The 13,289-nt window shown below is 60.1% G+C and carries 15 protein-coding genes and 1 tRNA gene; 5 read left to right on the plus strand and 11 right to left on the minus strand.

What is annotated here, in order from left to right:
- The first annotated feature begins 131 nt into the window (after window positions 1–131).
- Window positions 132–208: transfer RNA gene (locus ACVWY5_RS17600), tRNA-Arg, on the plus strand.
- 358 nt (window positions 209–566) lie between these two features.
- Here ACVWY5_RS17600 and ACVWY5_RS17605 read toward each other — a convergent pair.
- On the minus strand, window positions 567–770 hold the full coding sequence (locus ACVWY5_RS17605) for a cold-shock protein (RefSeq protein ID WP_028336518.1): 204 nt from the start codon (window positions 768–770) through the stop codon (window positions 567–569).
- A 244-nt stretch (window positions 771–1,014) separates the two neighbouring features.
- On the minus strand, window positions 1,015–2,088 hold the full coding sequence (locus tag ACVWY5_RS17610; protein WP_321177281.1) for a hypothetical protein: 1,074 nt from the start codon (window positions 2,086–2,088) through the stop codon (window positions 1,015–1,017).
- A gap of 112 nt (window positions 2,089–2,200) precedes the next feature.
- On the opposite strand from ACVWY5_RS17610, the gene ACVWY5_RS17615 reads away from it, so the two are divergent.
- The 4 genes from ACVWY5_RS17615 to ACVWY5_RS17630 all read left to right on the plus strand — a co-directional run bounded on the left by ACVWY5_RS17615 (window position 2,201) and on the right by ACVWY5_RS17630 (window position 4,689).
- Entirely contained in the window at window positions 2,201–2,731 is a 531-nt protein-coding gene (locus ACVWY5_RS17615; RefSeq protein ID WP_051375990.1) for a hypothetical protein, read from the plus strand.
- A gap of 340 nt (window positions 2,732–3,071) precedes the next feature.
- On the plus strand, window positions 3,072–3,551 hold the full coding sequence (locus ACVWY5_RS17620; protein WP_321177282.1) for a hypothetical protein: 480 nt from the start codon (window positions 3,072–3,074) through the stop codon (window positions 3,549–3,551).
- Between the two features lie 49 nt (window positions 3,552–3,600).
- A complete protein-coding gene (locus tag ACVWY5_RS17625) occupies window positions 3,601–4,083 on the plus strand; it encodes a hypothetical protein (protein WP_028331898.1) in 483 nt (160 codons plus the stop codon).
- A gap of 408 nt (window positions 4,084–4,491) precedes the next feature.
- The gene (locus tag ACVWY5_RS17630) at window positions 4,492–4,689 is read left to right on the plus strand and encodes a hypothetical protein (protein WP_321177283.1); all 198 of its coding nucleotides are present in this window, start codon (window positions 4,492–4,494) and stop codon (window positions 4,687–4,689) included.
- Between the two features lie 873 nt (window positions 4,690–5,562).
- On the opposite strand, the gene ACVWY5_RS17635 is transcribed toward ACVWY5_RS17630, so the two are convergent.
- The 9 genes from ACVWY5_RS17635 to ACVWY5_RS17675 all read right to left on the minus strand — a co-directional run bounded on the left by ACVWY5_RS17635 (window position 5,563) and on the right by ACVWY5_RS17675 (window position 13,130).
- On the minus strand, window positions 5,563–5,934 hold the full coding sequence (locus tag ACVWY5_RS17635; protein ID WP_321177284.1) for a hypothetical protein: 372 nt from the start codon (window positions 5,932–5,934) through the stop codon (window positions 5,563–5,565).
- Window positions 5,935–6,042: 108 nt separating this feature from the next.
- Window positions 6,043–7,104, minus strand: a complete 1,062-nt coding sequence (locus tag ACVWY5_RS17640) for a hypothetical protein (RefSeq protein ID WP_321177285.1) — start codon at window positions 7,102–7,104, stop codon at window positions 6,043–6,045.
- Between the two features lie 89 nt (window positions 7,105–7,193).
- Entirely contained in the window at window positions 7,194–7,985 is a 792-nt protein-coding gene (locus tag ACVWY5_RS17645; RefSeq protein WP_321177510.1) for a hypothetical protein, read from the minus strand.
- A 200-nt stretch (window positions 7,986–8,185) separates the two neighbouring features.
- Window positions 8,186–8,359, minus strand: coding sequence for a hypothetical protein (locus ACVWY5_RS17650; protein WP_321177286.1), 174 nt, complete (start codon window positions 8,357–8,359; stop codon window positions 8,186–8,188).
- An 18-nt stretch (window positions 8,360–8,377) separates the two neighbouring features.
- Window positions 8,378–9,229, minus strand: coding sequence for a hypothetical protein (locus ACVWY5_RS17655; protein WP_028331894.1), 852 nt, complete (start codon window positions 9,227–9,229; stop codon window positions 8,378–8,380).
- A gap of 13 nt (window positions 9,230–9,242) precedes the next feature.
- Window positions 9,243–10,496, minus strand: coding sequence for a DNA-packaging protein (locus ACVWY5_RS17660; RefSeq protein ID WP_456671682.1), 1,254 nt, complete (start codon window positions 10,494–10,496; stop codon window positions 9,243–9,245).
- Between the two features lie 88 nt (window positions 10,497–10,584).
- Window positions 10,585–11,214, minus strand: a complete 630-nt coding sequence (locus ACVWY5_RS17665; protein ID WP_321177287.1) for a hypothetical protein — start codon at window positions 11,212–11,214, stop codon at window positions 10,585–10,587.
- A gap of 325 nt (window positions 11,215–11,539) precedes the next feature.
- Window positions 11,540–12,541 carry an AAA family ATPase gene (locus tag ACVWY5_RS17670; RefSeq protein ID WP_051375989.1) on the minus strand — a complete coding sequence of 334 codons (1,002 nt, stop codon included), beginning with the start codon at window positions 12,539–12,541 and terminating at the stop codon, window positions 11,540–11,542.
- A gap of 217 nt (window positions 12,542–12,758) precedes the next feature.
- Window positions 12,759–13,130, minus strand: coding sequence for a putative PDDEXK endonuclease (locus ACVWY5_RS17675; RefSeq protein WP_321177288.1), 372 nt, complete (start codon window positions 13,128–13,130; stop codon window positions 12,759–12,761).
- Between the last annotated feature and the right edge of the window lie 159 nt (window positions 13,131–13,289).

Here is a 13,289-nt window from a genome sequence, read left to right on the forward strand (position 1 = left end):
CTCGGCAGGCTGGACAGGCCAACGCAGGACGGGCGCCCTGCTCGCCTTTGTCGTTCGACCACAAAAATCGGTTCGGACGGACTTGGCGGAAAGGCGGATTTTTCATAATGGCGGTGCTACAAGGCCGCCACGGTCCCGTAGCTCAACTGGATAGAGTAGCGGATTTCTACTCCGCGGGTTGCAGGTTCGAATCCTGCCGGGATCGCCAGCATTTGTGCCGATAAAATAAGGGTTTCTTGCAGTTTCGGCTTCGTTCCAGCGCCCTTTTTCGTGTTGCAAGGCGCTGCGACTCCACACCAGCAGAATCAACGCGTTACCAGCCGCCACAAATCACTCCGCGCAACATGGGCGCAACACGGCGGTTTAGCCTTTGTTCTGAAATGGTGGGCGCTCAAAAGCGACCCCAGCGCGGCCTGCCACTTGTTCCTGAGCCATGGCAATGCAGCACAACAAGGATAGCGGCCCTGGCGCGGGGAACGCCAAGGCCGCTTTAAACTCCCGGTCGGGGGCCAACCTATCGCGGGAGCTTATGATGACTCCCGGCATTGCCCCTTGTTCCTGGCGCGTCAGCCCACCCGCAGATTTTCGGCGGATGTTTTTCCGCGATTGTCCTTCGCTTCGTAGCTGACTTTCGCGCCCTCATTTAAGCTGCTCAGCCCCGCCCTTTCGACCGCAGAAATATGCACAAAAACATCCTTCCCTCCATCATCGGGCTGGATGAATCCGTAACCTTTCGTCGGGTTGAACCACTTCACAGTACCTGTCGCCAAGACAAAACTCCTTTGGTCCTAATGCGGGAAACCTAAGCGCTGAGCGTCAGGTCCCGCAAGGATAAAGACGCGTGGAGAAACAGCCGTCAGCAAATCAGCAACCAAACTGGCCCCTCAAAAATAGCAACTCGGGCGGGGGCACTGACGTTTGCTCGCGCTTGGGAATTTTTCAGGGCCCAGGTTTTGGAATGAACGCCGCCGGGCATTATTTCTGAGACCGGCGGCGCTTTTTCCTTGGGACTTGCTAGGCCCAGGCTGCCGCCCAGTCGGGCAGCTTCTCCGGGAGCGGCTTGTCGAGCAGGCCGGCGACCAGCGCAGCAAGCGCCGTACTTTCGATGGTGCCGTCGAAGTTCTCCACCTTGCCATCCCATTCGAAGTGGAAGACCGCTGAGGCGATGGCTCGCATTCCTTCGACCGTCGTCGGGCGTATCCCGATCATCCGAGCGTAAATCGAACGCAATTGATCCATCGCATCATCGAACGCGGCCTCTGCCGTCTTGTCCCGACCGTCCGCGGCCTCGAGGGTGGCAAGGGCTGTATCCCTACCCCGCGATATTTCGATGAACTGCCCCCCCAATTCGATCAGTTCGCGGTCTGGATGCCCTGATGGCACCATCGTCTTTGCTGGAGCCACCTCGCGGCAGGCCTGGGACGGGCGAACCAAATCCTCGGCGAGGGATATTGCGATCGATTGATGTCCCTCATAGTCCTCAATGAGCGCCTGCTGTTGCAGGGCCGTAGCCTTGGCGAGTACGCCCACCATCGAGGAGGCTTCGGTATTGATCAGGGTCGATAGACAGTCGTCGCGCGCTTCCTCTAACTCCCGATAATCCTCCCGGCTGTCTGCTTCATCGCCATGCGCCTTGTGAAGGCCGGCAAGGGCCAGATCATGCGCCTTGAGGCTCTCGAGCGCCTCGCGTAGCTCGCCATCGCGCTCAGGCCAACTGGCGGGCAGCATCGGCCTGGCGCCGTTGTCGACCTCACCAAGTCCGAGATCATCCTCTTTCGGGCGGCCCCTCCAATTCACTCCAACGTGGTCCAGGACCGCCGCCGCACGGGTGGAGGGTTGCGGGTGGTCGCGCCAATCGATCTCGCCACGGAAGTGCCAGCCCCAGCCCGCGTTATCCGCGAAGTCGAACTTCTCGGCGACGGTGCCCATATGCGGCCAAAGCTCGCCGCACAGAATACGCCGCTCCATGAACAACCATGATGCGTAGGCCTCCAGGGCCCTGCGATCGGGCCGCCCCGTTGCAGCCAAGAAAGCGGGTGCGGCAACAGGTGTTGCGGCGGCGATAGGAAGCGCAACTAGCGAGTTCATCAGTGTCCTCCGGTTCATCCCAGTCCCGCCGGAGGGAATCTGCGAAGCGCCGGAAGGTTCGCCCTCGTTTTTGACTCCCAGCCCTGCGGTCGCGCGGCTATCGGGAATCAATTTGGACGACGACAATTGTTCAGCGCCCGCGGCGCTGTGCCGATGTGCTGTCATTGTTGTGGACCCTCCGTTACGCCGTCTCGAGGATGCGCTCGGCGGCCCCACCGTCACGCTGGCGGGGCTCACCGGCCTCGACCAGTTCGCCGGTCAGGCCGTCGTCTTCGGCGCGACGGAATGCGGCTGCGACATAGGGGTCGCGGAAGAGTCGGGAAAGCGGTTTTGTGCTAGAATTGTTGGTAGCCATGGCGAAGAAGATCCTTTCTCGCGTTGGTTAGAGCCGGAGAGGAAGTTGGCGCTTCCCTCCGGCTTGCTTTTTTGGTACCATGTTTTCATGAAGTCAGCAAGCAAAAAAGTTACCAAAAAATCGAGGGGCCGCCCCGCCACCGGCGTTGGTATCCAGGTGGGCGAGCGCTGGTCTCCCGAAGCCATTGCCGAAATTGACGATTGGCGCCGCAACCAAGCCGACATGCCCGGCCGCCCCGAGGCTATCCGCCGGCTAGTAGAAATTGGGCTGAAGGTGCGAGGCAAATGACCCCGTAGAAAGCCCCGCTTGCACTCGCCCGAGGGTTGCGAGACACTGTCGCCCTTTCAAAGACAGTTATTTTAGGGCGATCGATATGAAAAGGTTTTTGCTGGTCGCCGCGGCGCTGTCCGTGGCGATGGTGGCCTCATCACCATGTTTTGCGAGAGCTGGCGGTGGCGGTCATTCCTATGGTGGTGGCGGCGTAAGGTCCGCCGGAACATTCAGAGCCGCTCCCGTCATGCGTTCGGCTCCCGTTTATCGGGCGGCGCCGGTAACTCGAGTCTATGCACCCAGGGTGCAGTTCGCCCACCCCAGGTATGTCGCCCCCGGAATCTACCGGAAGCCGAGCGTGTATCGGCCAATCTATGTCCCGCGCAATCCGATCTACGCCAATCCCATGCGACGTGCTCCCGACCGGTTCGTGAGATTTCACGGGCGCACGATCGGTGTCCCGCCATTGGCCGGACTAACGGCCCCCGCAGTCGTGGACGTGCCGGATCTCGGCGAGGTGATTGTTCCGGTGGATGTGTATACGACGATCTATCCTCTGCTGATCTCGGATGATGAGAGTGACCGCGAGCGCGCTTTCACCCAACTGAGAGAGCGTGCTGAGCACGATCCGGACAGCCTCGTTCAACAATCGGCGGCAGTTTCCACGCCTCCAATGAAAGACCCCTGCCCCGACTGCCAACAAGACACTGTCGAGGTGCTTCACACCTGCAAGCCGATTGGTGAATGCGATATGTCGGAGCGGCTGGTGAACAGTCCCAAGAATCCGACGTATCTCGTGCCCGAGCGCAGCGCAAATCAACGCGGCTCAGTCCACTGAGATCGGACGGAGATCTGTCCCCCCGCCGTTTTCGTATCAGGGTATTTCAATGAACCGCATAGTCTGGGCAATTGCTGCCCTGTTCTACATTGCCGGCGTGCTCACCGTCGTCGTGGCGGAACAGTCGATCAACCTTGTGAGGATGAAGCCCGCATCTGCTGAAACATCCCGGCAGGCATCGGCGAACGACGAACGTTCGATTATAGCGGAAGCACGAGCAGCACTGAGCGCAAACCTTCGCGATCCCGGCTCTGCGCACTTCTCTGATGAAGTTGTCTTGGGTCCTCCGACAAAGAGAGTTGTCTGCGGCGATGTAAACGCGAAAAACGGATTCGGCGGCTATGTTGGAAGATCCGCCTTCATTTACGATCAACGGACGCGGCAGATGAAAATGGCGAGTGACGTTGCAGACACCATCCCAATCGGTCAGGCCTGCATGCAGGCAAAGGTCGATCAGCTCAAAGCGGAGATCGTTCGCCAATGCAACCTCCCGGCCGAGCGCAGCAATCCGGCATGCGAGAGGTATCGCTAGCTAGCGCCTCGTTCCCATCCTGGGCGGCGCGTCCACCGACCGAATGTTTGAGCCGCGCTTGCCGCAAACTGTGCAGATGAACCGCGGTTCGACGTCAGAAATGCGCATCTCATCAGGCCATCGTGCAGCGTCCATCTGGACGTTGTGGGAGCATCGATAGTCCTTGCAGAAAACAATGATACGCGTCGCGCCAGTTTCGCGCATTTCGCCGAACGTGATCTTGGTGGGATAGTCTCGCATGTGGTCCATTACAGCGCTGCCTAGGACAATCCGCAATCCACGAGGACTAGCGCTTCGGTGCTGTTCCGACGCAATACGTCGGTCAAGATGACGCTTCCTGTCCCGGCCAATAGGATCGAAAGCTAGCGCGACGCGTTGCCCCGCGGAGCCTGAACAGGAGGTTCAGCAATGGCCAACGGTCCAGAGCAGAGGAGCAGCGAAGCTGACGATTTGGCAAGCAAGCTCGCAGAATGCGCGAGAGAGGCGCGCCATCAAGCTGCGCTTTTACCGGAAGGTCCGGTTCGCGACGCGTTGCTTGAAAAAGCTAAGCAGTACGAAGCACAGATTCCCGACGATTTCACGTCCACGACCGTTGCGCCGCGCTGACGAAGTACGCCAAGGATCAGGGCTGGCTCGAGTACCACGAGAGCGGGACCTACGTGCGGATGATGCTGTCCGGAAAGGACTTGTTTGCTTGAGCTGGAGCTAAGAGGCCGCCGCCGATTGAGGGCGGCCTCTTAGCTCCAGATGCGTTCGCCGCACTTGCACTCCATAAGTCGAACTGTCTTGCCGGCGACGGGATCAAGGAAGCTACGAACCAACTGGGGAACATCCGAGCAGGATGGGCAACGACGCAGCCAATCGGCCATCTTGGGTCGCGCATCCTGCTGATCTTGATTGGTCTGCTGGTCCACTTCGTTCCCCGGTCGCTAATGCGACTCATAAGTTCGAAAGTGAACAATCGTTCCAAGCAAAATCTATAACCCCGGCCATTCCAGTCACCTGAAGCGGTCGCTGTCCTAGTTAGGACACTCGCAGAGGGAATTAGGACACTCAGGCCTATGGCGCGGGTGGTGGGTTTGGGTTTATCTGGCGCGGGGGCGTCCAGAATCTTTCCCTTTACCCCACGGGCACCCCTCGGCCTCAGCTTTCCCGCCGGGAAATGCTGGGGCCGTTTTCTAGCAGGCATCCACTCGCGCCGGTCGCCCCTTGCGGAGACGACCGGCGGCGAGCTTCGAGCCGGGGCGTCCCGTGCTGAGTGAGATAGCCCGACCTAGGTTCTGACGTAACACGATGCAAATGCGGCAAGCATCTCCGCGCAAATACGGGATGATCGGGAACAAGTGGCAGTCAGTGACGTTGAAGCACCACTTTGAAGGAGCGGGAGACTACCGGCCTCAGCGCTCTCCCCGGGGCGCCGGGGCCGGTTTGCCCGGAGGTGGGAACTATGCTCAAGCCGGATCATTTGGACGCGTTGGACTACAGCTTCCTCGGCTTAGTTGGAGTGTCATTCATCGCCTTTGCTCTCGCCATTGGATGGCTGCTGATCGGCTGAGCTGTCAGCTTGCACCCCCTCGCTGGGGCCTTTTCTTCGGATTCGCCAAACCGGCCCCAGATACCTATCTTCCGGGTATGCCGATCACCCGCAAGCCGCTCGAAATCCCGCCGGATGTCGCCCGGCAATTTGCCGCGAAGATGCAGGCGTTCCACGGCGGTCGGAACATCCTGAATTGGTATGCCGAACGGCTCGGTTACCTTGCTGCCCACTTGCAATTGAAGAATGATGGCAAGGCCATCAGTTGATGGAGCTCCGGACAAGCTGGTCAGGAATTCAACCTTTTGTTCGGCCATGGTGTTGCCCTCGCATGGATTATACGCTGCGCACTCAACCCTGACGCGTGGGAACGCGCAATCCCCCAAAAGGGGATGGATTTTTAAGGAAATCAGTGGTGGGGTGCATCAGGAGCCGATCACATAGCCGCCGCCTGAACCACCGCCGCCACCTCCGCCGGCCGCGTCGTCAAAGGCGCTAACGAGCAACCCGACATAGTAGTGGTCGAGGCTCGAATTCGTGTTCGCGAATGCGCCAGATGATCTGCTGATGCCGTATCCGCTTGTCCCCCAGACGTCGGCGACTCGGTGAGCAGCACTGGCCAGCGTCTTGTAATAGAGCTGCGTATTGGTGGACGTGCTCGGCGTCACTACGGCGCCGATCGGCTGGTTCGCCGCGACTTGATAGGAAGTCCCGAACTCCGCGTAGACCCACGCCGGGTTTCCTGTGGTCAAGACAGTCTTCTGTGACACCGCCTGGTTCGCCTGCACAGTCGGTGTCCCGAGCGGATCACTGTAAAGATTGAGCGTGAAATCGCCCGAGTTGGAAATGTAGGCGTACATGCCGCACACCTTCATCGGGAACGGCATCTGATAAAGTTGACCGTACTCCTTTGGCGAAGACGTATTGTTGTAATTCTGGTTGTTGAACACCGAGGCGACATCGCCACCGGCAAAATAGCCGATCGCTCCGTCGTTGAACGTAATCACGATGTTGGAGAGGAAAGCGGACTGCGCGTTGAACGAACCCGTGTATTGCGACACGGCCGGGAGCAATATGCTGTTGCCGCTGCCGGTGCGCGGACAGGTAGCGAAGATGAAATCAGAACCGCCCAGCGCGGTGAACTGCACCGCGAAAGCAACCAGATCGCCGTCAGCAATCGTCTTCGTGCCGGTCGTAGGCGCGTTGTTCTGCCAGCCGCCGTTGGTGATGCCGCCACCTCCGCCGGTCAAAACCGCCTTCACATCGAACGTAATTGTACCGGCGGAGTTCACGGGCCGGCCAGGGGGGCCATTCGAGGTGTCTACCGCAGCAAGACCGACCGATACCGAGGTGCCCGCATTGGAGAACGTCGCGTTGCTATTGCGCCAACCAAGCGCAGATGATCCGCTAGTGTCGATCGTATGCGACCCACCATCCGACGTCTTCACGCGGCCAACGACAATGTATGCATTGCCGTTGCCCGTCATGGTAACACTGCTCATCCCGAGCGACGGGTTGAGCATAGGGTTCGGCCCTAGGAATGCATGTGCTCCGGGAAGCGATTGAAGGGCCATCTTTAGACCTTTGACTTAAAGCCAATCATTGAGCACGTCACGGTCGTTGCGGCGGCCGAGCCGTCGAAATTCCAGGCTGTATTGGCAGTTCCTGGAATTGGTACTGGCGGGTTGAAGATGCACCCGCTGCCAGCCGGCAGCGGCAATGAGACTTTGACCGTCGAGCCATCCTTGATATCGACCGTGATGGCCGTGGCTGACGTGTTGCAAAGCACGACCGACGTTAGGTAAGTCCGGATGCCGGAGCCCTGCGCCGAGATACACGACACCGAGCCGCCAGAGGTGTCCGTCGCGTTGCCAGAGACGATGTCCTCGAGCCCGCAGTGCGGACGCATCAGCTTGACGCCGTCAAGACCTGCGTAGTTCTCGACCCGGTCACCGGCAGAAACAAGCGTAGCGGTCGACTGGCCGGCAATGGCCTTCGATCCCATCTTAACGGGGTTGCCGCTATCGACCGCATCATTGGCGATGTCACCGCCAATACCACCTGTGACAGTTGCATCAGCATGAACCCAAAGCTTACCGGCGGAGTCGAAATTGAAAGTTGAGTAATCTCCGTCCGTTCCTGAGCTTGACGCTGCGGTGTCGCGCCTGACGCCAAGAATAACTAGGCCTGGGTCGCCTGAAATAGCTGGAGCATCCTCCGCCTTTGCAAGCGTCCCGCCAGCTCCGTCGCTAAGCACTGGCATAGCAGAGAACGGCCCGGTCCCCGTCCCGCTCTCGTCCCATTCACGGCCGCTGAAAGAGCCAGCGTTTCCGTCTTTATATGGCTTCGTGGTTGCTGCGCCGCTCATTATCGAACCCTGTGGTGATGAACCAGGCTGTTGTAGAATTTTGAGAAGTCGTGGGAGTACGTCACAGCATCCGGATCATAGTTACCGGGCGTGTAGATCGTTCCGACCCGAATGGTTGTCGGCGGCTGGCCGCTGCTCGAGCCGATGTTTCCCGGCTCAAAGATCGAGTTGATGCAATTATCCAGAGTCGGCATCTTCGTTTACCGCTTGGCCTTCACCGGGATTTCAACCGTGGCCTTCATCTTTGTGCCGGCCGGCAATGGCGCGGTCTGACGCGCGATGCCGGCTTTGACGCCGGCTTCGGTGGCGTTGGCGAGCGCTTCAGTGGCGGCACGGTGGTCCACGCCGGGCGGGAGTGCTTTCGGTACAGTCATCTCTTATCCTTTCGGTGATTAGGCGGCTTTGCGCCGGTTGAATTCATCAAGCGTTTCCGCTTCGATGCCGTTGGCGAGTTCGTCAGCGGTCGGCTCTCGAGCCACGCCACGCTCGATATCAATGACACGTCCCTTGCGGAGCCAAGGGACTTGCTCCCTCGCTTCGATTGGCTTGGCGGCGTCCTCGAACTGCTCGATCGTCATACCCGTGTCGATGCGGGCACTGTCGCGCCCAGCTTCCACTGCCGACGTTGCCACGCCGATTGCGTCCTCCAGTTCCTGGATTTCATCAATCAGGGAGCCGTGCGCATCGCGCAGCGCTCGCTCTTTCAGCAAGCTCAGATGACTATCCGCAACGCCGGTCATGACTGCCGGAGCCTCGAGGATCGCGGCATGGATTTGCGGATCGAGCTTTTCAGCCCTCGTGATCTTGTCGCGCTCGTTCTGCGGCAGACTACGGAGCCAAGTTCTAATCTCCATTCGTGCAATCGCGCCCGCAGCGTCGGCCTGATCAGGCTTCGGAAGCTGAAGACGGCCGCGCATCTCATCGAGTTCCTGCTTGGCCTTCAAGATCGCGCGACGGCCCTGGTGAAAAACCGGAACGGCTTGCTGTAGGATGTGGTTGCGGTGCTGTTCCTGTCGCCCCTGCTCGGTGTACCGGGTATCCGCAGCGAGCTGGCGGCCGATGCTCTCGGCAAGATCGACGGACTTGAGGGCGTCGAGATAGACTTTCTCCAGACGCTCCACCGTCGAGTCCGGCTTCGTGTCCAGCGTCCACATTCGGATCGCGTGGTTGGGCCGTCCAGGAACGTCCGTCTGCAAAATCTTGCGCCGACCCTTGACGCCGAACTTCTCGCCAATCGTACTCATGTCGCCTGTTCTCCTATAAAATCGTGCACGGGACCGACCACGTTGCAGCTTCCCGCTGCAGGCGCGTGAGCGGCCGATCGTCACCCCTGTCTCCGTTTCTGTGGTAAGTCATCTGCACCGCGCCAATCGACTGCGGCTTCGTCATCAGCTCGGTCAGAGCCCAGACCAGAGCATCGGCCCGGTCGGGCGAACCCTCGCCGAGATATCCCTCGCCCGTCATGGCAGCGAGTTGATCTTCAAGCTCGGTGAAGCTGCCGGCGTGACGGACCCTGTTCTGCTCGTAGAGACTGGCGATAGGTTCTGCGCGCTGGATCTTGCCGCGCGATGCCGTGACCTCGCGATAAGGGACGCCAGGATCAACCGTGCGGATAACGTGTTGAACCATTGCGCCGCCAAAGTTGCGTTCGGCCACGATGCGATCGGCCTTGAATTCATGATAGGCGGTGACAGCACGTGCGCCCCACACACCGGGCGAGGCCTTGATGGTGCGATCGGCCAAAACATAGCCAAATCCGTCCACACCAAGACCAGCAACCACGATGCCGACCGCGTCGCCACCGTCCTCCTGTCCAGAGGTGCCGGATGGATCGATCGCGACGACAATCCGTTTAAGTGCGGGAACGGTGCCAGCGAAACGCGCCCGCTCGAGCATGTCGCGGGTCCACAATGCGCCCTGCACGTCCTCCAGCAGCTCCGCATTCAGCTCCTGGCGACCCAGCCGCGAGCCTTCGTACCGACCTCGGATTGCCTCGAGAAATGGCTGAGCGAGATTTGCTGCGTTCTCAAATGTCGAGCCACGCGTAACGACAACGTCCCTGCCCTCGCGCGACAGCAATTCCTTGATCAGCTTGATTGGCCGCGGCGTGGTGGTCACTAGCCAGCGCGGGTGCTTGCCGAGCCGAAGCCCGAACATGAGCATGTCCCATGTTGCCTGCGGATCGGTCCAAGCCGCCAACTCATCGGCCCATGCAGCGTCATGCTCCGGACCGCGCAGACGGTCGGCCTCTTCGCTCGAGAAAGTCGTCGCTGTGGCCCCATTCGGCCACGTCAGACGACGCTTGGAGGGCTCGTATTGGGGCCTATTCCATGACGGCGCCATCCGCAAAAGGCCGCTCTGGCCCTCCACCATTGTGTCCCGGGCGTCAGCCGCCGTGGGCGCAACCAGCGCAATCCTGCCGGCGGTGGCAGTCTCGACCAACTCGTTTACCCAGCCGGCGCCAGTGAAGGTCTTGCCCCATCCGCGTCCGGCCATGGCCAGCCAGCCCATCCAGTCGCCCTCTGGCGGAAGCTGAGACGGACGCGCCTTCGCACGCCAACCGCCATCGGCCAGCGTGTCCGCCAGTCGTGCCGCGAGGCTATGCTGCATGTTCAATCACCGACCCCGCGTGAGGGCTGGGCAAGGCCGCTGGTGAGTCGGCACGGTCCAGGTCGCGAAGTGCTGCCACCACCGACGCACGCGCATCAGGGAACGGCGCAAGGGCTTTGAGCATGGTCGCCTGCATCCGCAGGAACGCCGGGCTTTCGGCCAGCACAGCGATGTTGTTCGTGACGTTGATGGACTGGGCCAGGCTGCCCAACTCGCCGGTGATGCGCGCGATCGTCTCGAGGGTGGAGACCAGCCGGCCCGCGACCAGGGCTGCACCGCGGCCGTCGCCTGCCTCGTTCATAGTCGCGAGCTGGCCGGACAGCACCGTGCGGACCATGCGCAGATAGTCGAGGACGCTGTCGCCCTCGCTTGCCGCCTTCTCTGCCAACTCGGCTAGCTGTGCCGGCCCGACGAGGTAGGTTGCCTTGGTCTCTTCGGAGACGTGCTTGTTCCAGTGGCGCCAGATCGCGTCACGCTCGACGCTGAACTTTTCGGCCAGGCTATCGAGAGAGGCTCCGCCAGCGCGCAATAGCTCAATGCGCCATCGCTCTTGATGGCGGCAGACCTGACAGCGTGTGGAGCGTGTGACGCCCATGGGCAGCGTGACTTTCCAGTACATCCGTGGAAAGCCCGCTCCGCTTGCGCGGCCATGGGCACATCGGGCGAAGCCGATGCACACAATGTAGCGCGATAATCCGTAGCGCTTCAACAGCCGCGATTACAAACGTCTACAATCGACGCAACACGGCAGCAACACGCCTTGCAAGACACTGAGATGACTCACCGATTTCGCGACCCACGGATGCAATATCCGATACTCACCGCCAATTTGCGAATAGTTGCCAGAGCAACAACTGCAGACGTGCGTCGCGGGCAGCCGTTGGTTTTGGCCTGATCGCCTCCTAAGAGACAATCCCCGATAACAGTGATAACGGCTGTGATCTTCAGCGGCTCCCGTTATCGGCGTTATCGCTGTTACTGGGTTCTATAGCAGAGAGCCAATAACGGCCCCCTCCGACCTTGTAGACCTCGCCGGATTTGGCCATTTTGAACAGCAATTGGCGGATATTTGCGCTGGGTTTGCCCGTTGCGGCACTGAGTTCGGCGGGCGTCATAGGCCCAGCGTTATCGGTCAGAGCGGTCAAGATAACGGCCCGTTCGCCCGATCGACGGACGTCGGAGGCGTTACCGACGATGGACCACCTACCGATAACGAAGGTAACGGCCGTCTCGCATTCCTCGATGTCGCGGCCTCGCACGTAGAGTGTTTTGCCGTTCTGATCTTGATTGAGCACGATCGTGGTGTCAGCGCATGCCGACAATCCATTCGAGCCTGACAGCGCCTCGAGAGGATCGTCGGCTCCGCCCTTTTTCAGATGGTGCAGCCCCAGCACAGCAATGCCGTGTTTGGTTGCCCACTTCTGCAGCGGCGCCCACGTCGAATAATCACTCTCGTAGGCGTTCTGGTTCTTGTTGCCCGGCGGTTTGATCCGTTGGAGCACGTCGATGACGACCATGCGAGGTTTTCGCACTGAGGCTCGCCACAGCTCCAAGCGATCGATGAAACCCCGATCGAGTTGAGGCGCCTCGGTCACCCACTCGAGCCGTGACATATCGGGGAGCGACTGCCCTTCCGGAAATAGGGCCCTGATGCGACCCTGGATTCTCCGCGGCCCGTTCTCCAAATCAACGTACAGGACGTCGCCCTGGGCGCAATCGATGGCCCCCATAGCTACACCGCCTGTGGAAACGGCAACGGCCCAATCGATCGCAAGCCAGGTTTTGCCAAGCTTTTGCCTGCCGGCAAGAATGGTGAAGCCGCCGTACACGTAACCCGGCACGATGGCCTTCAGCGGCGCGAAGGCCTGCGCCATGAGATCGTTGGTGTTGGTCCGCCGGAATTGGGGATGGCCTTCACGCTCGACGTCAAAAGCATGAAGGGTCATTCTCGGCACCCCATGAGTTCGGGGTACACGAGATCAAGCGCTCCCATCTCCTCGAGTCTCGCATCAACCTGCCTTGAGGTGAGCGCGCCACTCTTCAGGCCGAGGCCTAGATGCCTCGCTTCGCTTTCCAGCCATCGTGCGCGGCTCCACATGAACCTGAGGCCGGCGAGCTGTAGCTGGGTGCGGATGATTGGATCAGAGACCATTAGGCGATGATTCATAGTGCATCATCTCCGGGCTGGATGATGATGCGCTCGATCCGCAGCTTGTTCTTGTCGGCCGCAGAGGCGATCTCAGCGGCCAGCTTGAGCGGCAGCACAACCAACGGCTCGCTGCGATCAGCTCGGACAATCAGCATGTCCCGGTCAATCAGCCAGCGATAAAGCTCCTTAAAGCCATCAGCTCGGGCTTTGACCTCAATGACGCGGTCAACGCCGACAATGGGGACCGTCAAATCACCCAAATAGGAGCCGCCCGCAGATCCTGAGAGCGGTACGCGTTCAGCTGCAAAACCGCGATCTTGAAAAAATTTGACGATCGCACGCTCGGCGCGATTGCCCTTGTCACGAGATTTTCTCCCGCCCTTCATCGCGTCACCTCGCCATGCAGGTGATGCACAAGGATCGACGCCATAGCCGCCGACACCGCGGCTCGCCGCGTGAGGCATGCGACTTGAAGTTTGAGAAGAGGTACCTTAGAATCCGAAGTGTCTCGCCAGACATCATTCGGAATCGGGTCGCCCTCTCGG

The sequence above is a fragment of the Bradyrhizobium sp. USDA 3256 genome (genome assembly GCF_054058275.1).

Bases quoted from the DNA above. Each gene is read 5' to 3' on its own strand.
- ACVWY5_RS17610 (WP_321177281.1), bottom strand. From the start codon at position 2,088: ATGAACTCGCTAGTTGCGCTTCCTATCGCCGCCGCAACACCTGTTGCC.
- ACVWY5_RS17625 (WP_028331898.1), top strand. From the start codon at position 3,601: ATGAACCGCATAGTCTGGGCAATTGCTGCCCTGTTCTACATTGCCGGC.
- ACVWY5_RS17630 (WP_321177283.1), top strand. From the start codon at position 4,492: ATGGCCAACGGTCCAGAGCAGAGGAGCAGCGAAGCTGACGATTTGGCA.
- ACVWY5_RS17635 (WP_321177284.1), bottom strand. From the start codon at position 5,934: ATGGCCGAACAAAAGGTTGAATTCCTGACCAGCTTGTCCGGAGCTCCA.
- ACVWY5_RS17640 (WP_321177285.1), bottom strand. From the start codon at position 7,104: ATGACGGGCAACGGCAATGCATACATTGTCGTTGGCCGCGTGAAGACG.
- ACVWY5_RS17645 (WP_321177510.1), bottom strand. From the start codon at position 7,985: ATGAGCGGCGCAGCAACCACGAAGCCATATAAAGACGGAAACGCTGGC.
- ACVWY5_RS17650 (WP_321177286.1), bottom strand. From the start codon at position 8,359: ATGACTGTACCGAAAGCACTCCCGCCCGGCGTGGACCACCGTGCCGCC.
- ACVWY5_RS17655 (WP_028331894.1), bottom strand. From the start codon at position 9,229: ATGAGTACGATTGGCGAGAAGTTCGGCGTCAAGGGTCGGCGCAAGATT.
- ACVWY5_RS17660 (WP_456671682.1), bottom strand. From the start codon at position 10,496: ATGGGCTGGCTGGCCATGGCCGGACGCGGATGGGGCAAGACCTTCACT.
- ACVWY5_RS17665 (WP_321177287.1), bottom strand. From the start codon at position 11,214: ATGTACTGGAAAGTCACGCTGCCCATGGGCGTCACACGCTCCACACGC.
- ACVWY5_RS17670 (WP_051375989.1), bottom strand. From the start codon at position 12,541: ATGACCCTTCATGCTTTTGACGTCGAGCGTGAAGGCCATCCCCAATTC.
- ACVWY5_RS17675 (WP_321177288.1), bottom strand. From the start codon at position 13,130: ATGAAGGGCGGGAGAAAATCTCGTGACAAGGGCAATCGCGCCGAGCGT.